The organism is Frankia sp. CeCAU1 (genome assembly GCF_977971845.1).
On the sequence record NZ_CDWWXA010000068.1, the window covers coordinates 1 to 18577 of the forward strand.

Consider the following 18577-nt stretch of genomic DNA (forward strand, 5'->3'; position numbering starts at 1 on the left):
GCAACCCACCCTCCTCCCGTTCGGACCGGCGCCATGTTCGTCGGGGCCGCAGTAACGTGCGCGTCCATACGAACGCGGGGCCGGCCGGGTGGACGCCGTGGACACGGCCGCAGGGCCGCATCGGTGAACGCGACGGTTCCGATGTGGCGCATCTCACGTTTCTGGTAACGCGGTCCGGTCGGTACCGGACGACGGACGGCACGCTCGGGCGCCCCGCACTCCCCCGTCTCGGCCGCTTCGGCGAAGGGGGCGCCACATCGCCGAGCGACGTACAGTCGACTGCCTGACGTCCGGTCCGGTTGCCCAAAATCGTCCGGTCCGGTCGTCCAATATCTACCCTAACGTAAGGGCCGAGTTGTCCACCAAGCGCCGTGGTGTTTCGGGATCGAACACGACCCGTGGCGACGTTTACCAGATCGGGGACGTTGCGGAGCGGGTCAGCCTCTCCCTGCGAACAGTCCGCTACTATGAGGAGTCGGGGCTCCTCGCGCCGGCAGGCCGGACCGTAGGGGGATTTCGTCTCTACGACGACGACGCCATCGAGCGGCTGCTCCTCATCAAGAAGATGAAACCGTTGGGGTTCACCCTGGAGGAGATACGGTCGCTGCTGGCCCTTCGTGATGAGCTCGCCGAGCCCGACCTCGCCGCGGGCGTCCGGGCCGAGCTCCAGGAGCGGCTTGGCACCTGGGTGGTACTCGCGGAGGAAAAACTCTCCACGCTTCGGGAGCAGGTCAGCGTCGCGGAGTCGTTCGTCGGCGGGCTGCACGACGACGCGAAACGGTCGGGGGGAACCGTCTGATCCGCGGACACCGATCACCGCACCCACCGCGGCGGGCCTCGCGCATCGCACCGGCAAGACCAAGATCAAAACTTGAAGTCATTTTTCGGCAACGCCAGGGGTCCCCGCACCGCGCCGAAGGCGCCGTGGGTTCTTTGGGGGTTGTCCCAGGAGGTTCGCCGAAGGCGAGGTGACGGAGAGCCCGTACGGTGCCTGATGCCAGGGGTCCCCGCACTGCGCCGAAGGCGCCGTGCGGGGGAAGGCTAGCCTCTGAGGGCATGGCTGCCATCCCACGTAAGGCGCTGGCCGACGTCCGCCAGATCGCGGCGCGGCGGACGGCTCCGATCGTCCTTGAACTCGATCTGACGGTTGACCCGATCGAAGGCGTCCCCACCGACCCGATCACCCTGGCGCTCGCCCGGCGTCGGACGACCCTGCGAGATGTCATCGAAGGCCTACGGTACGCGACCGAGGATCCCCGGGTGTCCATCGTGGTCGCGCACATCGCCGCCTGCGGGATGCCGCTGGCACGTATCCAGGAGATTCGCGCCGCGATCGCCGCGTTCCGTGCGGCCGGTGGCACCGCCATCGCCTACGCGGACACCTTCGGGGAGTTCGGAGGCGGCACGGCGCCCTACTATCTGGCCTGCGCGTTCGACGAAATCTGGCTCGCCCCGCCCGGTGACTGCGGCCTGACCGGTCTCGGGATGGAGGCGCCGTTCCTGCGGGGAGCGCTCGACCGGCTCGGTATCTCCGTCGAGATCGGCCAGCGGTACGAGTACAAGAACGCCGTCAACACGCTGGTGGAGCGGGACTTCACCCCGGCGCACCTGGAGGCGGTCAGCCGGATCATCGAGTCCAGCTCTGACCAGATCGTGGCCGGCATCGCCGAGGGACGCGGGCTGTCCACCGACCGGGTTCGGCGTCTGATCGATCTCGGACCGCTGGCCGGGTCCGTCGCGCTCGACACCGGTCTCGTCGACCGTCTCGGCTACCGCGACGAGGTGTACGCGGCGGCACGGGAACGGGTGACGCGGGGGCCGTCGGCCGGATTCGGGGGTGACGGGGAGGGCGCGGGCCGGGAGGATGCGCGCCGCGGGTCCGGCGCGGAGCCGGTTTTGATGTACGCCTCCGCCTACCGGCGGTCCGCCGAGCGGCGGGAGAAGTTCCCGGCGCTTCGCGTGGCGGCGCTGGCGGCTGGCGGTCCGGCGGCTTTCTTCTTCCGCGAGGTTCCCGATGATCGGGACGGCTCCCGTCCCGACGGCGCCGGGGAGGCCCACCTCCACCCGGACGAGGCCGCGGGCATCGGGACGAGTGCGCTGGCCCCCTCCGTGACGGCGCCGCATCGCGACCCGAAGAAGTCGGTCATCGCGCTCATCCACGGGACCGGGCCGGTCGTCCTCGGACACGGTGCCCCGGGTCCGTTCTCCGGGCCGGTGCTCGCCGCGGAGGCCACCGCGGCGGCCTTCCGTTCCGCCGCGCGTGATCCCGCGGTGGCGGCGGCGGTGTTCCGGGTGAGCAGCCCTGGGGGTTCCTACGTCGCATCCGACCTGGTCCGCCGGGAGGCCGAGCGGTTCCGGGCCAGCGGCCGGCCGCTGATCGTCTCGATGGGTGACGTGGCGGCCTCTGGTGGCTACTTCGTCGCCCTGGCATCCGATGCGATCGTGGCGAACCCCGGCACGCTGACCGGCTCGATCGGGGTGTTCGCCGGCAAGCAGGTGATCAGCGGACTGCTCGACAAGGTGGGAGTGGGCTTCGGTGCCGTCGCGGAGGGCGAGCATGCGCTGATGATGTCGCCGCGGCGGCCCTTCACCCCGGGGGAGCGGGAGAAACTGGAGGAGTTCCTGGACCGGGTCTACGCCGACTTCGTTGACAAGGTGGCGGTCGCTCGCGGGCTGTCCCGGGACCAGGCGCACCAGCTGGCCCGCGGCCGGGTGTGGACCGGCGCGGACGCCCATGCGCACGGCTTGGTGGACGTCCTCGGCGGGTTGGCACAGGCGATCGAACTCGCCTGGTCGCGCGCCGGTCTGCCGGCCGGTGAGACTCCGCGGGTGCGGCTGACGCCCAAGCCGTCGGTGCTGGAACGGGTCCGGTCGCCGAAGTCCAGCGAGGACCGCGGGGCCGCCGCGTCGGTGGCCGGGTCGGTGGCCGGGTCCGCCCTGGGCCTGCTCGGCGCTGGTCCCGGTGCCGGCTTCGTCCCGGGTTGGGGGGCGCTGGCACCGCTGGCGGCGCGGCTTGGTCTGCCCTCGGCCGGTCCGCTGGTCATGCCGCCGATCGGGCGGATCGGTTAGCCGGTCCGCACCGGTGGCCCACAACGAACTCGCCGGCCTGTGGGATGCGTGACACCGCCGTCCGCGGGAGGATCGACGCCCGGGTGCCCGACGGCCAGGCAGGTGGTGATAATGACCGTCGGGTGGCCGGTAAACGGACCCGCCGCGGGTGAATGGACGCGCCGCGCCGGGCCGGGACCGGCGTCGCGTCGCCGTGGGGCGACGGTAGTCTCGCAGCGACCGGTTTCGTCCGGACGGCACCGCTCGTCCCGCGCCACGATCCGCGGCAGGCCATCAGGGTCTGCCCCGGTGGCCTGCCGCGGCGTGGTGGCTTTCGGTCACCGGCCTGTGGCGGTCCGCTGCTGCCACCGCGTCATCGTTCCGTGTCAGAGCGCATACCGGAGGTCGAAGCCGTGCCGTCTATCGAGGCCGTCGGAGCCCGCGAGATCCTTGACTCGCGCGGTAACCCCACCGTCGAGGTCGAGGTCGTCCTGGAGGACGGCACGCTGGGCCGCGCCGCGGTGCCCAGCGGGGCGAGCACCGGTGCCTTCGAGGCCGTCGAGCTGCGCGACGGGGACAACCGCTACGGCGGCAAGGGCGTGACCAAGGCCGTGGCCGCGGTGATCGACCGGATCGGTCCGGCGATCATGGAGTTGGAGGCCACCGAGCAGCGTCTTCTCGACGCGACGCTCATCGACCTCGACGGTACCCCGGGCAAGTCGGCCCTCGGCGCCAACGCCCTGCTCGGGGTCAGCCTGGCGGTGGCCAAGGCGGCGGCGTCGTCGAGCGGCCTGCCGCTGTTCCGGTACCTGGGAGGTCCGACCGCGCACCTGCTCCCGGTGCCGATGATGAACATCCTCAACGGTGGTGCGCACGCCGACACCAACGTCGACATTCAGGAGTTCATGATTGCTCCGATCGGCGCGAGCACCTTCGCCGAGTCGCTGCGCTGGGGTGCGGAAGTTTATCACGCGCTCAAGAGCGTGCTGAAGGCGCGGGGCCTGGCGACCGGTGTGGGCGACGAGGGCGGCTTCGCGCCGAGCCTGCCCACCAACCGGGAGGCTCTCGACCTCATCGCCGAGGGGATCGACAAGGCCGGCTTCGCCCTGGGGACGGACATCGCCCTGGCGTTGGACGTCGCCTCCACCGAGTTCTATGCGGACGGGTCGTACACCTTCGAGGGCAACTCACGTAGCGCAGAGTATCTGAGCGACTACTATTCCGAGCTCGTCTCCGCCTACCCGATCGTTTCCATCGAGGACCCGCTGGCCGAGGATGACTGGGATGGCTGGGTGGCGCTCACCGAGCGGCTCGGTGGCAAGGTGCAGCTCGTCGGGGACGACCTGTTCGTGACCAACCCGGAGCGGCTGGCCTACGGGATCGCCTTGAAGGCCGCAAACGCCCTGCTGGTGAAGGTGAACCAGATCGGCACGCTGACCGAGACGCTCGACGCGGTGAACCTGGCCCACCGTAGCGGCTACCGGGCAATGATGTCCCACCGGTCCGGCGAGACCGAGGACACCACCATCGCCGACCTCGCCGTCGCGGTCGACTGCGGTCAGATCAAGACCGGCGCCCCGGCGCGCTCGGAGCGGGTCGCGAAGTACAATCAGTTGCTGCGTATCGAGGAGGAACTCGACGACGCGGCCCGGTACGCGGGCGCCGCCGCGTTCCCCCGCCGCAGGCAAGCCGGCTGATCCCATGCCGCCGCGGAACGCCGCGCTGACCACGAGGGCGACCCTGCTCGCCGTCGTGATCTGCGTGCTGGTCCTGACCCTCGCCTATCCGCTGCGGCTGTACCTGCAGCAGCAGGCCAAGCTCTCCGAGCTGAGCCGGACCAACGCGCAGGCCCAGGCGAGGGTCAACGAGCTGCGGGCGACGGTCGAGCGCTACGACGACCAGGCCTGGGTCGAGGACGAGGCGCGCCGTCGGCTGCATTACGTCAAGCCCGGTGAGCGGGCGTACCTGATGCCGATCAAACCGGCACCCACCAAGGACGGCGACGAGACCCGCGGCGGGTCGTCCGGGGGTTCGGCCTGGTATGCCCGACTCTGGTCGGAGATCTCGACGCCGTAGCGGTCACGGGGCGGGAGCCCCGACCCCGGTGCGGCGAAGGAACGGGCTTGGCGGACGGTGATGACGGTGATGACGGCGAGGGGGCGAGTATGGCACCGGCGGTGACGGCCGAGGATCTCGAGATCGTGCGCCGTCAGCTCTCCCGCGAGCCGCGAGCCGTCCTTGCGGTGGCCCATCGCTGCTCGTGCGGTCTTCCCGACGTGGTCGAGACCGCACCGCGGCTTGCCGGCGGCACCCCCTTCCCGACCCTGTACTACCTCACCTGCCCCCGGGCTGCGTCGGTGATCTCGCGGCTGGAGGGGGCCGGGGTGATGCGCGAGATGACAGCCCGGCTGACGGAGGATCCGCGGCTCGCCGCCGCCTACGCCGTCGCCCACCGGGACTACCTCGCCCGGCGCGACGCGCACGAGGTGCTGCCCGCCGCCCCGAGCGCGGGTGGCATGCCCGATCGGGTCAAGTGCCTGCACGTCCTCGTAGCGCACAGTCTCGCCGTGGGTCCGGGAGTCAATCCGTTCGGTGACGAGGCCCTTGCGGCTGTTCCCGACTGGGGTCGGCGGGGGCCGTGCGTGGCCGGTGGCCGATGTCCGGGCGTTGACGAGGCCGAGGCGCCCGGACCCGCCCCGGGCGCGGCGGGGCGGCGGGCGACGGACCGACCGGCAGTCGTTCGACAGGGGACCCGACGGGGGATCCGATAGGAGATTTGACCGGGGAGGAGAGACCGTGAGTCGGGTCGCCGCGATCGACTGTGGAACCAACTCGATCCGTCTGCTGGTGGCGGACGTCGATGGATCGGCCCTGCACGAGCTGACCCGCCAGATGGAGATCGTCCGGCTGGGGGCCGGGGTCGACCGGACTGGTGAGCTCGCGCCGGAGGCGCTCGCCCGCACCTTCACCGCGCTGCGGGACTATGCCGAGCAGATCGAGCGGCTGGGAGCCTCACGGGTGCGGATGGTCGCCACGAGCGCGACCCGCGACGCGCGCAACCGCCATGAGCTCGTCGCCGGGGTCCGCGCGATCCTCGGTGTGGACCCCGAGGTGATCAGCGGGAACGAGGAGGCGGCCCTGTCCTTCGGCGGCGCCATCGGTGACCTCGTCGGCCGAGCCGGTTCGTTTGACGCCGGTTCGTCTGACGCCAGTTCGTCTGCCGGTTCGGTCGAGGGCGCGCCGACGGGGCCGGGCGCGGCGGGATCCGACCCGGTCGCCACGCCGATCCTGCTCGCCGACATCGGCGGCGGCTCGACCGAACTCGTCCTCGGGGACGTGAGCGGGGTGCGGGCCGCCCGTTCGGTGAACGTCGGATGCGTGCGGCTGGCGGAGCGGCACCTGCACGATGATCCGCCGACCGGCGCGCAGGCCGCGGCGATCGTCGCCGACGTGCACGCGGCACTCGACCTCGCCGCCCGTACCGTGCCCCTGACCGAGGCGGCGACGCTGGTCGGCGTCGCGGGGACCGTCACCACGGTCGCCGCCCTCGCGGCTGATCTCCCCGAGTACGACCCGACCCGCATCCACCTGTCCGTGACGACGGCGGAGCAGGTCGCGCAGGTCACGGACCGGCTGCTGAGGATGACGCACGACCAGCGCGCGGCCCTGCCGGTGATGCACCCGGGTCGGGTGGACGTCATCGCCGCCGGCGCGCTCGTGCTGCGCACCCTGGTCGAGCGAACGGGCGCCGCGGCGGTGGTGGCAAGCGAACGCGACATCCTCGATGGGATAGCGCTGGCCCTGGCCGCCGCGCCGGGCGCCCCGGCCACCGGGCCCGAGCGGGCGGCGCCGCCCGTCACCGCCGGCCCGTCGGTATGAGGACCGGCTGTAGGAGGACCGGTGGGGCGGGGGTGACGGACGGGACGGGTGACCCGGTGCGGTCAGGGGGTCCGGTGCGGTCAGGGGGTCCGGTGCGGCCGGGAAGCGGTTGGCCGGGGGACCTCGCCGCCGCCGACACGCCGGTCGCAGCCACGCCGGCCGAGGTCCGCGCGTTGGCCGCCGACGCGACGGGCACCCGGGAGCTCGATGCCCGGATGTCCGTCTGCCGGGCCTGCCCGCGCCTGGTCACCTGGCGGGAAGAAGTCGCGGTGGTGCGGCGGGCGGCCTTCGCCGAACAGGCCTACTGGGGGCGTCCGGTGCCCTCGTTCGGCCCGGGCGACGCCCGGATCCTCGTCATCGGTCTGGCGCCCGCGGCCCACGGAGGGAACCGCACCGGACGCATCTTCACCGGGGACCGCAGCGGCGACTGGCTGTTCGCCTCGTTGCACCGCGTCGGGCTGGCGGCGCTGCCGACCTCGGTGTCCGCCGGGGACGGTCAGCGTCTGACGGCCACGCGCATCGTCGCCGTCGTCCGTTGCGCTCCGCCCGCGAACAAGCCGACCACTACGGAGCGTGACACCTGTCGGCCCTGGTTGGTGCGTGACCTGGAGCTTGTCCGGTCCGCCCTGCGGGTCATCGTCGTCCTCGGTGGATTCGCCTGGTCCGCCCTGTGGCCCGCCCTGGTCCAGGCCGGATTCCCGGTTCCTCCGCGCCGGGTGTCGTTCGGGCACGGCGTGCGGGTCGAACTTCCCGTATCCGGGGTGTCGGTCGTTGGTTGCTATCACCCAAGCCAGCAGAACACCTTCACCGGTCGGGTCACCGAAGTGATGCTTGACACGATTTTTGGCACGGCGGCGGAGCTCGCGGAAGTGGTTGAGCGGGCCGGGTAAGTCTTTGTCCTTGTGGCCGTCGACACAGAAGGTGAGCCGGAACACGGTCCACACGCATCGGCACCACGGGCCGAAGACCGCCGGTATTCGTGTCCTGCGTCACGAAAAAGCTGGGCGGCCAGCCCGGGACCAGGGTGTAACACGGCCCTCGTGGGTACGTTTTTGCCATGGGCTACGGGCAACCACCGCACATCCTCATCGTCGGCGGAGGATACGTCGGCATGTACACGGCCCTGCGGCTGCGGCGGAAGCTGCGCCAGGACGAGGCATTGGTCACAGTCGTCGAGCCCAACTCGTACATGACCTATCAGCCTTTCCTCCCGGAAGCGGCGGCCGGCAACCTTGAGCCACGGCACGTGGTGGTACCACTACGTAAGGTGCTGAAGGGTTGTCGGGTTGTCAGCGGAAGCGCGCTTCAGGTGTCGCATGGGACACGGACCGCCGTGATCCAACCATCCCTTGGCGAGAAATTTGATCTTAAGTACGACATCTTGGTGATGTGTCCGGGATCGGTGGCGCGAACCCTGCCAATCCCAGGTCTCGCGGAGCAGGGCATCGGCTTCAAGAGCGCGGCCGAGGCCATTTATCTCCGTAATCAGGTCATCAGCCGGTTGGACGCGGCCGCCTCGGTGACCGATCCCGCGGTCCGGCGCCGGGCGCTGACCTTTCTCTTCATCGGCGGAGGGTATGCCGGAATAGAGGCTCTTGCCGAGTTGGAGGACATGGCCCGCGATGCGTGTTCTTTCTATCCTGATCTGGAACCGACGGATATGCGGTGGGTCCTCGTTGAAGCCGCCGGCCGTATTCTTCCCGAGGTTTCACCCGGAATGGGGCTTTATACCCTCCGGCAGCTCGAGCACCGGGGCATCGACGTCAGGTTGAACACGCGGGTCGAGAGCCTGGTCGGTGGGCGGGTTGTGCTGAATAACGGTGAGGAGTTCGACGCGGGCACCATCGTGTGGACGGCCGGGGTGCGGGCGAACCCGATGCTGGCCGACACGGATCTGCCCTTGGACGATCAAGGCCGGGTGCGTGCGACCGTCTTCCTGCAGGTCGACGGGGTGGGTGACGCGTGGGCCGCGGGTGACTGCGCGGCCGTGCCCGACCTGACCAGGGGCGAGGATGTCACGACCGGTCCCTCGGCCCAGCACGCCGTCCGCCAGGCCCGCCGGCTGGCCCTCAACATCCTCGCCGAGCTGCGCGATGAGCCCCTCGAACCTTACGCGCACAGCTATGCCGGCAGCGTGGCGTCCCTGGGCCTGCACAAGGGTGTCGCCGAGGTCTACGGGGTCAAGCTGCGCGGCTGGCCCGCCTGGTTCATGCACCGGACGTACCACCTGAGCAGGGTTCCCACCCTCAACCGCAAGACCAGGGTGGTCGCGGACTGGTCGTTGGCACTGTTCTTCCGCCGCGAGATCGTCTCGCTCGGATCCTTCGCCGATCCCCGGGCCGAGTTCCGCCGGGCGGCGATGCCGCCCGCGTTCGCCGCGGCCATCTCCCCAGGCACGCCCGGCACTCCGGCCACGACGACCGGGCGGAGCGGGACCACTCTCGCCCCCGCGTCCGGCGCCCCCGCGTCCGCCGTCGCCGCCGACTCGCCCGGCGATGCCGAGGGCGGTGAGGACGCGTCCCCGGGTGAGGATGTCGTCCGGGCCGCACCGACCGGCAGGATCTCCCGCGGCCGGAGCCGGACGCCCGGTCCGCGCGGCACGTGAACTGAACGCCCGGCGGCACCGTGGCCGGCGTGTGACGGTAGGGACGCCGGGAGCCCGCGGGCCGGTGAATCGTCGCCCGGTTGCGATGGTTCACCGGCCCTCGTGGCTTCACGGCACTTAGGTGGGGGTGTTTTTCCCGCGTCTCCGCTCTGGCCGTCAGGACCAAACCCGACGGTGGACCCGCCTTTTAGCGATCTGAGCTGTCCACTGATCGAAGGGGATGGCGAACAGTTGGCATCCTCGTCACGATGAGTCACGCTTTCGGTCGTACCGCCATCTCCGGACCACTTTTTCCGCATGTGTTATTCCCAGACCCTACGTAGCGTGGTAGAAACATCAGCGATGTAGACGAGCCGGTGTATCCCAACTGGTAGAGGAGGCTGTCCTAAAAACAGCTCGAGTGTCGGTTCGACTCCGACCACCGGCACAATCCTTTCTCGGTCGTCCGGGCATCTGACCGATGAACCGCGGCCGAGGAGGGGAAGGCTTCGTCGCTGTGGGATGCTGCGAGGATGCGCGCGTGGACGTGCGTCGCGATGCCTTGTCGGTCGCCGTCCACCGTGTCCCGGTGCGCCGGGAACTCCCGTATCCCAAGGAACGTTCCAGACGGTGACGTAGGCTGTAGTCACCGAGGGTGATGCCTCCCCGGAGGCGACCGAGAGGAGCCGGCTCCATGGCCGACCTTCGTTCCTCGAACCCCGCGTTCCGTCGCGGTGGGTTCGCGTCTCCTCCCACGCCGACCCCCGAGGAGTTGGCGAGCCACTACCGCCAGCCCACCACCCTCACGATCGACGACGTCGTCGTGCACACGCTGGGGCTGTTCGCGCTGCTGGCGGTCGGTGGCGCGGTCGGCTGGGCCCTCGCGCCGGACTCGCCCGGCATCGCGCTGGGGGCCGGCCTCGTCGCCCTGGCGATCAGCCTGTTCGTCTCGTTTCGCAACCTGATCAGTCCGCCGCTCATCATCGCCTTCGCCCTGATCGAAGGGGTGGCGGTCGGGGCGGTCTCGCGCTACTACGAGAACGCCTTCAACGGCATCATCCCGCAGGCCCTGCTCGGGACCGGTCTGATCTTTGTCGCGATGCTGGTCGCCTACCGTAGTGGTCGGCTACGGGCCACCCCCCGGATGGCCCGTATCGTATTCGGCACGCTCCTCGGGGTCGTGCTCCTCGGCCTGACCGACCTCGTGATCAGGGCCACCAGCGGAAGTCACCTGCCGGTGATCAACGATGCGACGCCGCTCGGCATCCTGTTCAGCCTGCTTGTGCTCGGCGTCGCGAGCCTGCAGTTCATCCTCGACTTCGACTACATCGAGCGGGCGATCGCGTCCCATGCGCCGCGTTCCGAGGCGTGGCGGGCGGGATTCGGCCTGCTGATCGGCTTCGTCTGGGTCTACCTGGAGACGCTGCGCCTGCTCTCCAAGCTGCGGCAGTAGCGCGCGGGTCCGTCGTGGGGCCGGGTCCTGCCGATGATCAAGTCAGGGCGCGCAGGGTCAGGGCGCGCGCGTGGCAGGTGTCCTCAAGCCTGCTCCTCAGCCCGAGACGTCCGGCCCCGCCGACCGGGCAGTGATCTGGATGATGCATCGCTGATCGCGGATCATCGCCGCCCGGTAGTCGTCCCAGTCGGGATGCTCACCCGCGATGTCTCGGTAATAGGCGATCAGGAGGTCCATCGCCGCCGGTAGCCGGACGATCTCGGCGGTTCCGTTGATCTGCACCCAGGGCCCGAAGAACTCATCGGGGAACACACAGATCCGTACGGTCGGATCCCGCTCGATGTGGCGGACCTTGTAGGCGGTGAGCCGGCTGCTGATCTGCAGACGGCCGTCGGTGTCCACCCCGACGGTGACCGGTGACATCTGGGGCGTGCCATCCCGGCGGGTGGTGCTGAGCACCGCCCGGTGGTGATCGCGTACGAACTCAGTGGCTGCGTCGAGGTTCATGCAGTCATTGTGATGTGTCCGGTGGCCGACCGGGCGCGTCAACGATGCGGACCATGTGTCCGCCCCATGGCGCCGAGTACCCGGCGCCATGGGGCGGGGGACAGCTGCGGGAAGCCGGGCCGTACCTCGACGCCCCACCGAGCGGCCGGGCCTGCGCGGCCGGACCTGCGCGGCCGGACCTGCGCGGCCGGACCTGCGCGGCCGGACCTGCGCGGCCGAGGCCGCCGAGTGTCTACGCGCGGATCGCCCGCCGCCGCAGATCGGCCTCATGGACCAGGGCCGCCGCATAGCAGTGCGGCAGGTCGTGCTCGGCCCGCAGCCAGTTGACGCGCTCTGCGAAGCGGAGCAGGCCGGGTCCGTCGTCGAGCCGATCGAGCCAGTGGTTCACGTCGTGGCCGGTTGCCTTCGGTATCCGCTCGATGAGGATCTGGTGGGTCTGGGCGGAGCGGTTCAGCGACATGCGCGCCTCCTGAGGTGAAACCCGACGTCAACGGACCATGTCTGGAGGGTGCCCTATACCACAGTAGAGAGCAAGACCCGTTCCCGTCATCGTCAGGTAACCTGCTCGGATGTTCGACGAGGTCCGTGATCTCACCCGTGAGGTCGGCCTGCTGATGCACCGCCTTCAGTGTTGGTCCGGGTCATCATGGGATGTTCCGGTGGAATCCGGTGGTACCAGGGCGGAGCGGGCCGTTCGGCTGCTCGACGAACTGGCGTCGCTCGGCGAGCGGGCCGGCACGGGAGCGCCGGCCGGCGCTCGTCCGCCGCGGCTGGCGCCGCATGCCCTGACCGACCAGCTCGCGGTCCTCGCCGACGAGCTCGTCGCCGCGATCTCGGTGCCCGGTGCGGCGGCGCCGTCCGGTCGCGACGTCCTGGCCGCAGCCCGGGTCGCCGTCCTGGAGGCTCGCCGGGATCTGGACGGCGCGGGCTTCGGGTTCCGCCCCCGTTGAGCGTTCGGTCGGTCTGATCGTCCAGTTCGGTTGGTCGGTCCGGTCGTCGTTCACCGCAGGTTCCACGTGCTGCGCACGGTCTCCAGAACGTGTCCCGCGGCGATCCGCGCGCCGTCGAGACTCAGGTGCACGCCGTCACGGGCTCGGGCCAGGACGGTGTTACCGTCCGTGCCGGTGAGGTAGTCGCTGTATGCGCCGTTCTTCGACAACCACGGGGTGAGATCGAGATATCGGGCTCCGACCACCCTGGTCGTGGCGTCGAGGGTCGCCTCGTTCAGCCGGCGGAAGTAGCCGTTCAGCTGGTCCGACCGGGCCGGCGGGAGGCTGAGCCACAGCACTCGGCGGGCCCCGTCGCCGCTCCAGATCCGCATCACGACGATGGCACGCCGTTGGTACTCGGCGGTCCACGCGTCCGATCCGGCTGGCAGGACGGTTCCGTCCGCAAGCGTGATGCCCTGGCCGTCGTTCCCGCCCATGGCGACGATCACCAGCTCCGGGTTGCGCTGCGTGATCTGCGCCCGGGCATGGGTGGCCCAGTCGAAGAAGTCGGGCCGCACCAGGCCCGTGCCGAACCGCGTCTCGGTCTGTGCCCGGATCGTGGCGGGCGCACTGTTCATGATGCTCGGACCGAGTGATTCCGTCAGCGAGTCCCCGGTGACCAGGACGCGCAGCGGATCGGCCGCGGTCGGGTGGCGCGGTGGCAGCGGGGAGCGGTGGGAACCGGCGGCGCCCGGCCCGAGGGTGCCGGGGCGATCGGGCTCGGCTTCAGCTCGGCTGGCCGCCGATGCCAGCTCGGAGAAGGTTCCGCCGGACTTGGCGTCGTGACCGAACGCGCGTGACAACCACCGGTCCGGTTCGTCGAGATGGACGGTCCGGGTGATCCGTTCGATCGGCCGGGCCCCGCCCAGCACGAGCGTGCGGGTGAGTCCTGGGCGCATGCCCTCGCCCGCGTGCACCATCGCCGAGGCGCGGAGCACCGCCAGCAGACCCAGGGTGACGGCTACCAGTAGGAAGGCCTGCCGAACCCGGACGACACCGGTGGTTGCCGCGGCTGCGGTCGCCGGGGGTCCCGGTGGCGCCGAATCTTCACGCTCAGTCATCGCCCCTCGGCTTCGTTGACGCAGGTCACAGATGTCCCGGAATGTGATCGGGCGTTGCTATTCGATTACTCTAAGTCAAAGCCCCTCTCGCCGTTGCTCGTATCGTCCGGCCTGGGCGACCCCGGCCGGGGTAACACTCAGGCTCCGGGACCGGGGTTGGGCTGGGGAGAGCAGGCGAGCGTGACTCAGAAGCGGAAGTAGATGAACGGCGCGACGTCCTGCGGGCCAACGATCGCATAAATGATCATGATGCTCAGGGTGAGCAGCGCGATCTGAGCGCCAAGGCGCAGTCGGGTGAAGGCGGCCTGCGCGTGGATCCACCAGACGCGGGGGACGGCTGCGGTGGCCAGTCCCACCCCGATGGCGGCGAGGACCGTCGGAGTGACCAGCGGCGCCGGTCCGCTCGCGGTGAACAGCCGGACGACGAGCTCGCGTGCCGTTGCCAGGTCGGGCGCTCGGAACAGGACCCAGGTGGCACACACGAAGTGGAAGACGGCCAGCCGGCCGGCCCAGGCGTGGACCGGGTTGGGGACCGCTTCGGGAAGCGCGGCCTGTGCGGCGATGATCGTCTGGTGGCTCGCGGTGGTCGGCGTCCCCGCGGAACTGCCGGCGATGCCGAAGCCGGCAGCGGGACCGGGACCAATAACGGCGCCGGATCCGCCAGTGGAAAGGAGCGGTGCGGGGCTCTCCGATCCCGGCCGGGGTAGCGGCATCGCGGAGAGCCCCGCCGATTCGGCCTGTCCCGGGATCTGCTCCTGTCCCGTGGCTCGGGCCCGTTCCGTCGCCCGGATCCGGTCCGCCCGTCGGGCCCGGATCCGGCGTTCGGTCACCAGCCCACCGCCGTGCAGCGCTCCCCACAGGACGAACGTCCAGGCGGCGCCGTGCCAGAGACCGCCCAGAGTCATGGTGATCATGATGTTGAGGTAGGTGCGCCGCTTCCCCTTCCGGTTCCCTCCGAGCGGTAGGTAGACGTAGTCGCGTAGCCATCGGGACAGGGTCATGTGCCAGCGGCGCCAGAAGTCCTGCAGGGTGACGGCCGCGTAGGGACGGTCGAAGTTGTCCGGGAAGCGGAAGCCGAGCAGGAGGGCGATCCCGATCGCGATGTCGGAGTACGCCGAGAAGTCACAGTAGATCTGCACGGCGTAGCCGTAGCCGGCCGTGGCGATCTCCAGCGACGAGTGCTGGCCGGGTGCGTCGAAGACGGGGTCGACGAGGCGTGAGGCGATCAGATCGGCGAGCACCACCTTCTTGACCAGGCCGCCCACGATCAGGAACACGGCCCGGGTGGCCTGGACCTGGTTCGGATCCCGTGGCGTGGCGAGCTGGGGGATGAACTCGCGCGCACGCACGATGGGACCGGCGACCAGATGCGGGAAGAACGCCTCGTACACGGCGAAGTCCAGCAGCGACGCGGGTGTGCTGGTGCCGCGATGGACGTCGATGACGTAGGACAGCGCCTGGAAGGTGAAGAACGAGATCCCGATCGGCAGCGCCACCTGGAGCAGGGGCAGCGCCGTGGGGAGGCCGATCTCGGCCAGCGCGCGGTCCACCGACAGGGCGAAGAAGCTGTAGTACTTGAACCAGCCGAGCAGGCCGAGGTCGCAGACGATCGCGGCGATGAGGAGGCGGCGGTCGCGCCAGCGGTGGACCGCGACGGCAGCACCCTGGTTGATCAAGGTGGAGGCCACGATCAGCAGCACGAAGCGTGCGTCCGCGAAGCCGTAGAAGAAATACGACGCCCCGAGGATGAACGGCTTCCACAGCCTCGGCCGGGGCATCAGCAGCCAGGAGATCGCCAGCACCACGACAAGGAACGCCGCAAACTCGATCGTCGGAAAGATCATGTGTGCCCGTCCGGTGGGGTCGCCCAGCAGGATAATCGCTTTAGGAAGTCGAGCGACTGCCTAAAGTAGTTGATGGGTGGGGTGTTCGCCGCTCGACGGCCGCGCTGCCGGCATCCGCCTGGCCCTTTCGGGTAACCTCCGGCCGATTGCCGGTGGAACTCGTGCGCCGGCGCCATGGGATGGCTACCTTCCGACCATGGGCATCGTCTCAGTCAACGGCATCGACCTCGCCTACGAGATCCACGGAGACGAGGACGGGTTGCCGCTGCTCCTGATCGGCGGCCTCGGGCAGCCGCTCGTCGGCTGGCACCCGGACCTGCTGGCCGCGCTCGGTCGTCGCGGTTATCGAACGATCATCTTCGACAACCGGGACGTGGGACTGTCCACTCATCTCGACCAGCTCGGTCGGCCCGACCTGGCGGCGATCCTGAGCGGTCGCTTCGACCTCGCCCCCTACCGGCTCGATGACCTGGCCGCGGACGCGATCGGCCTGCTGGCCGCCCTCGGGATCGAGTCGGCGCACCTGATGGGCAGCTCGATGGGTGGCATGATCGCCCAGATCGTGGCCCTCGGGAACCCCGAGCGGGTGCGCAGCCTCACCTCGATGATGTCCCATCCGGGTGACCACCGGGTGCAGCCGACCGCCGAGGCGATCGCGCTGTTCCTGCGGCCGGCGCCGGCCGACCTGGAGGAGTTCGTCCTCGCCGGGCACGAGGCGCAGGAGGTCCTGGGCTCGCCGTTGTTCGCGCCGGACGTGGCGTGGCTGCGGCGGCGGGCCGAGATCCAATGGGGCCGTCGCCCGAACCCGGTCGGGGTCATGCGCCAGATCGCCGCCGTGCTCGCGGCGCCCGACCGCACCCCCGGGCTCGCGCGGCTCCCGGTCCCCACCCTCGTCGTCCACGGTGACGCGGACCCGCTCGTCCCGGTCCTCGGTGGTCGGTTGACGGCCGCGGCGATCCCGCTCGCGGAGCTGCTGGAGATCGACGGGATGGGGCATGAGCTTCCCCGCCAGGTCTGGGGTCGCATCCTGGACAAGCTTGACGATGTCGTGCATCGCGGGGAAGTCGATCGTCGCGGGACGCTCGCGCAGGCGAGCTGAGCGCCGACCCGCCCGCCCGGATCGTCGCGGTGGCCCGGCCGCGTCAGGTCCCGGGCTTGATGACCATGAAAGCGATGATCAGTATCCAGCAGGCGGTGCTCACGGCGACACCCCCCATGATTGGAAGGGTACGCCGACGCGTGTCACCGCCCGCGTCGATCTCCTTGACGGCGTGGGCGAGCCCGGGCGCGATCATGCCCAGCGAGATCCCGGTGGCCACCACCCACAGCACGAGGGCACCCGACAGCCAGGGGTCGCCCAGCGACCGCACGCTGCCGAATGATCCCTGATGCACCAGCCCGAGGCCCGTCACGACGATGAGCAGTGAGGCGAGCGCGAGAGCCCGGATCATCCGCACGCACAGGCGCAGGATCGGCAGGGCACCGGCCCCCAACCGCAGCAGGCGCGGGGTGACCACGGTGATCAGTGTCAGCGGACCGATGACGAAGACCCCGAGAACGACGTGCACGGTCAGGAGGAGCCCGAAGCTGCCCGAATGCGGCATGCGCAGAAGGTATCGATCGTCGTCCGTCGGCCGTATCCCGGGGACGGCGATCCGCTAGAGCCGGTAGGACTGATAGTAGAGCGACTTCACCACGTCGCCGAAGTGAGTTCCGTACAGCTTGTCGTTGACTCCGGCATAGGCGTAGCTGACCACCCCGTCGACCCAGCCGTGCCCGGAACCGAGCCGGCCGAGGCCGGTGAGTAGTGGCCCGCCGCTGGCGCCGGCCGTCATGCGGCAGGCGACGCCGATCGACGGGCTGCCGTAGGGGTCGCCGAAGCCGGAGCCGGCGCAGTAGACGAGTTGGCTGCCGTCGTAGGGGGGCAGCCGCGGGTAGCCGAAGGTGTACTGCGGATACGTCCCCGGAAGATCGAAGGCTATGCCCTGGGATCCGACCGTGTCCTCGAGATGACGGCCGCGGGACGGGGACGGGTTGAACAGGGCGAAGCCGGTGTCGACGTCGAAGTCGCCCTGGCGGGCCCACCCGGACGTCACGGTAAGCCGGCGGGCGGTCCAGATGCCGTAGGGCATCGCGCCGTTGTCGAACCCGGGGATGAAGATGACGTTCCGCGCGAACTGTTCCCCGCTACCGCCGTGCACGCAGTGCCCCGCGGTGACCACGAGGTCACGGCTGGGGCTGGACACGACGCTCGCGGAGCAGGCGTAGTCACTGCCGCCGATGGTGGCGAACAACCGGCCGGTGGTCGTGGTCACCAGCCCGCCCCGGGTGTAGGGCGTTCCGGCGCTCGGGGGCGGGGGAGCGTCGCTCGCGGCCGTTTCGGAGTCGCCGACGGCAGGCGGGGCCGGCCCGGGACTGAGGGGGGCGGCATCGGCATGGTCGTTCGTGCGGGCCCCGAAGGCTCGGGCCCGCCGCTGCGCGCTCCAGTACCGTTCGACCTCGCGCTGCTCGGCGAGGGTCACCGCCCCCGGCGCCGAGAGGAGCTGTCCCGCGGTGGATCCCGGGTACGTGGCGGCGATCGGCGCGCCCCCTCGCCCGGTGTCCGACGCCGCCTGGGCGGGGCTGGCCGGAAGGGCCGCGGGTGCCAGCGCGACGCCCGCCGTCAGCAGGATCGCGACGGTGAGCCTCGATCGCGCCGGCGGGCGTGGGCGGGCCCGGGTGGCGCCGGGTACATCCGCCGGCGGGAGTGGGCGGAGGCGTGCCGCGTCCGCCCGTCGCTCGGACTCCTGGTCTGCACTCCGTGACGTCACGACAGCGCAGAGTAGCAGTACTGTCGCCTTCTGTGGCGGCTCGCGGGCGTTGTGGGACGGGTGGGTCGGCGGGCCGCGCCTCCCGCCCTTGTCGACCCCTCTCCATGGGCCGGTTGGAGAGGGCTGTAGGGGTAAGACGGCTAGGTGCTAGATAGTCCGGAAGAGACGGTACCTATAAACCCGTATCATTCAACCCGTATCATTCAAGCCATATCATCGAGACCATGGCTGGAATCGCGCTGACGCCGGTGTCGTATCTGGTCCTGGGGGAGGTGGCGCGGCGTGGCAGCGCCACTCCGTACGAGCTCAAGGTCGCGGTTGCCGGCTCGATCGGTAACTTCTGGTCGTTTCCGCACGCCCAGCTCTACAAGGAGCCGCCCCGCCTTGCCGCGGCCGGACTCC

At 70.2% G+C, this 18577-nt stretch carries 17 protein-coding genes and 1 tRNA gene; 12 read left to right on the forward strand and 6 right to left on the reverse strand.

All coding sequences use genetic code 11. The features are described 5' to 3' along the window. Window positions 1–355: 355 nt before the first annotated feature. The 10 genes from AC08OO_RS13350 to AC08OO_RS13395 all read left to right on the forward strand — a co-directional run bounded on the left by AC08OO_RS13350 (window position 356) and on the right by AC08OO_RS13395 (window position 10964). Window positions 356–799 (forward strand): MerR family transcriptional regulator, encoded by a 444-nt coding sequence (locus AC08OO_RS13350; RefSeq protein WP_476609309.1) that lies wholly within the window; start codon window positions 356–358, stop codon window positions 797–799. A gap of 257 nt (window positions 800–1056) precedes the next feature. Beyond that, the gene (locus tag AC08OO_RS13355; protein ID WP_476618558.1) at window positions 1057–3069 is read left to right on the forward strand and encodes a S49 family peptidase; all 2013 of its coding nucleotides are present in this window, start codon (window positions 1057–1059) and stop codon (window positions 3067–3069) included. 392 nt (window positions 3070–3461) lie between these two features. Then, complete coding sequence (gene eno / locus AC08OO_RS13360; protein ID WP_476610826.1) at window positions 3462–4745, forward strand: phosphopyruvate hydratase; 1284 nt, start codon at window positions 3462–3464, stop codon at window positions 4743–4745. 4 nt (window positions 4746–4749) lie between these two features. Beyond that, entirely contained in the window at window positions 4750–5124 is a 375-nt protein-coding gene (locus tag AC08OO_RS13365) for an FtsB family cell division protein (RefSeq protein WP_476607892.1), read from the forward strand. Window positions 5125–5171: 47 nt separating this feature from the next. Next, window positions 5172–5819 carry a DUF501 domain-containing protein gene (locus AC08OO_RS13370; protein WP_476610827.1) on the forward strand — a complete coding sequence of 216 codons (648 nt, stop codon included), beginning with the start codon at window positions 5172–5174 and terminating at the stop codon, window positions 5817–5819. A 25-nt stretch (window positions 5820–5844) separates the two neighbouring features. Next, complete coding sequence (locus tag AC08OO_RS13375; RefSeq protein ID WP_476610828.1) at window positions 5845–6927, forward strand: Ppx/GppA phosphatase family protein; 1083 nt, start codon at window positions 5845–5847, stop codon at window positions 6925–6927. A gap of 92 nt (window positions 6928–7019) precedes the next feature. Then, window positions 7020–7817, forward strand: coding sequence for a uracil-DNA glycosylase (locus AC08OO_RS13380; protein WP_476618559.1), 798 nt, complete (start codon window positions 7020–7022; stop codon window positions 7815–7817). 221 nt (window positions 7818–8038) lie between these two features. Next, on the forward strand, window positions 8039–9532 hold the full coding sequence (locus AC08OO_RS13385) for an NAD(P)/FAD-dependent oxidoreductase (RefSeq protein ID WP_476618560.1): 1494 nt from the start codon (window positions 8039–8041) through the stop codon (window positions 9530–9532). A 352-nt stretch (window positions 9533–9884) separates the two neighbouring features. Continuing rightward, a tRNA-Leu gene (locus AC08OO_RS13390) sits at window positions 9885–9959 on the forward strand. 246 nt (window positions 9960–10205) lie between these two features. Next, window positions 10206–10964 (forward strand): Bax inhibitor-1/YccA family protein, encoded by a 759-nt coding sequence (locus AC08OO_RS13395; RefSeq protein ID WP_476610831.1) that lies wholly within the window; start codon window positions 10206–10208, stop codon window positions 10962–10964. 96 nt (window positions 10965–11060) lie between these two features. On the opposite strand, the gene AC08OO_RS13400 is transcribed toward AC08OO_RS13395, so the two are convergent. Both AC08OO_RS13400 and AC08OO_RS13405 read right to left on the reverse strand, forming a co-directional pair. Then, window positions 11061–11471, reverse strand: a complete 411-nt coding sequence (locus AC08OO_RS13400; RefSeq protein WP_476607997.1) for a PPOX class F420-dependent oxidoreductase — start codon at window positions 11469–11471, stop codon at window positions 11061–11063. Between the two features lie 232 nt (window positions 11472–11703). Further along, window positions 11704–11931, reverse strand: a complete 228-nt coding sequence (locus AC08OO_RS13405) for a DUF4287 domain-containing protein (RefSeq protein ID WP_011438288.1) — start codon at window positions 11929–11931, stop codon at window positions 11704–11706. A gap of 199 nt (window positions 11932–12130) precedes the next feature. Between AC08OO_RS13405 and AC08OO_RS13410 the strand changes: the two genes are divergently transcribed. Continuing rightward, entirely contained in the window at window positions 12131–12421 is a 291-nt protein-coding gene (locus tag AC08OO_RS13410) for a hypothetical protein (RefSeq protein WP_476618561.1), read from the forward strand. Window positions 12422–12471: 50 nt separating this feature from the next. Here AC08OO_RS13410 and AC08OO_RS13415 read toward each other — a convergent pair whose 3' ends face one another. Together AC08OO_RS13415 and AC08OO_RS13420 are read right to left on the reverse strand one after the other, a co-directional pair. After that, entirely contained in the window at window positions 12472–13521 is a 1050-nt protein-coding gene (locus AC08OO_RS13415) for a DUF459 domain-containing protein (protein WP_476618562.1), read from the reverse strand. Window positions 13522–13706: 185 nt separating this feature from the next. Continuing rightward, a complete protein-coding gene (locus AC08OO_RS13420; protein WP_476618563.1) occupies window positions 13707–15365 on the reverse strand; it encodes an MBOAT family O-acyltransferase in 1659 nt (552 codons plus the stop codon). Window positions 15366–15561: 196 nt separating this feature from the next. Between AC08OO_RS13420 and AC08OO_RS13425 the strand changes: the two genes are divergently transcribed. Beyond that, window positions 15562–16464 (forward strand): alpha/beta fold hydrolase, encoded by a 903-nt coding sequence (locus AC08OO_RS13425; RefSeq protein ID WP_476610835.1) that lies wholly within the window; start codon window positions 15562–15564, stop codon window positions 16462–16464. A gap of 43 nt (window positions 16465–16507) precedes the next feature. Here AC08OO_RS13425 and AC08OO_RS13430 read toward each other — a convergent pair whose 3' ends face one another. Together AC08OO_RS13430 and AC08OO_RS13435 are read right to left on the reverse strand one after the other, a co-directional pair. Next, the gene (locus AC08OO_RS13430) at window positions 16508–16969 is read right to left on the reverse strand and encodes a membrane protein (protein ID WP_011438283.1); all 462 of its coding nucleotides are present in this window, start codon (window positions 16967–16969) and stop codon (window positions 16508–16510) included. 54 nt (window positions 16970–17023) lie between these two features. Next, a complete protein-coding gene (locus AC08OO_RS13435) occupies window positions 17024–18175 on the reverse strand; it encodes a trypsin-like serine peptidase (protein ID WP_476618564.1) in 1152 nt (383 codons plus the stop codon). Window positions 18176–18577: the final 402 nt, after the last annotated feature.

Bases quoted from the DNA above. Each gene is read 5' to 3' on its own strand.
- AC08OO_RS13405 (WP_011438288.1), bottom strand. From the start codon at position 11,931: ATGTCGCTGAACCGCTCCGCCCAGACCCACCAGATCCTCATCGAGCGG.
- AC08OO_RS13415 (WP_476618562.1), bottom strand. From the start codon at position 13,521: ATGACTGAGCGTGAAGATTCGGCGCCACCGGGACCCCCGGCGACCGCA.
- AC08OO_RS13420 (WP_476618563.1), bottom strand. From the start codon at position 15,365: ATGATCTTTCCGACGATCGAGTTTGCGGCGTTCCTTGTCGTGGTGCTG.
- AC08OO_RS13425 (WP_476610835.1), top strand. From the start codon at position 15,562: ATGGGCATCGTCTCAGTCAACGGCATCGACCTCGCCTACGAGATCCAC.
- AC08OO_RS13400 (WP_476607997.1), bottom strand. From the start codon at position 11,471: ATGAACCTCGACGCAGCCACTGAGTTCGTACGCGATCACCACCGGGCG.
- AC08OO_RS13430 (WP_011438283.1), bottom strand. From the start codon at position 16,969: ATGCCGCATTCGGGCAGCTTCGGGCTCCTCCTGACCGTGCACGTCGTT.
- AC08OO_RS13365 (WP_476607892.1), top strand. From the start codon at position 4,750: ATGCCGCCGCGGAACGCCGCGCTGACCACGAGGGCGACCCTGCTCGCC.
- AC08OO_RS13385 (WP_476618560.1), top strand. From the start codon at position 8,039: ATGTACACGGCCCTGCGGCTGCGGCGGAAGCTGCGCCAGGACGAGGCA.
- AC08OO_RS13355 (WP_476618558.1), top strand. From the start codon at position 1,057: ATGGCTGCCATCCCACGTAAGGCGCTGGCCGACGTCCGCCAGATCGCG.
- AC08OO_RS13395 (WP_476610831.1), top strand. From the start codon at position 10,206: ATGGCCGACCTTCGTTCCTCGAACCCCGCGTTCCGTCGCGGTGGGTTC.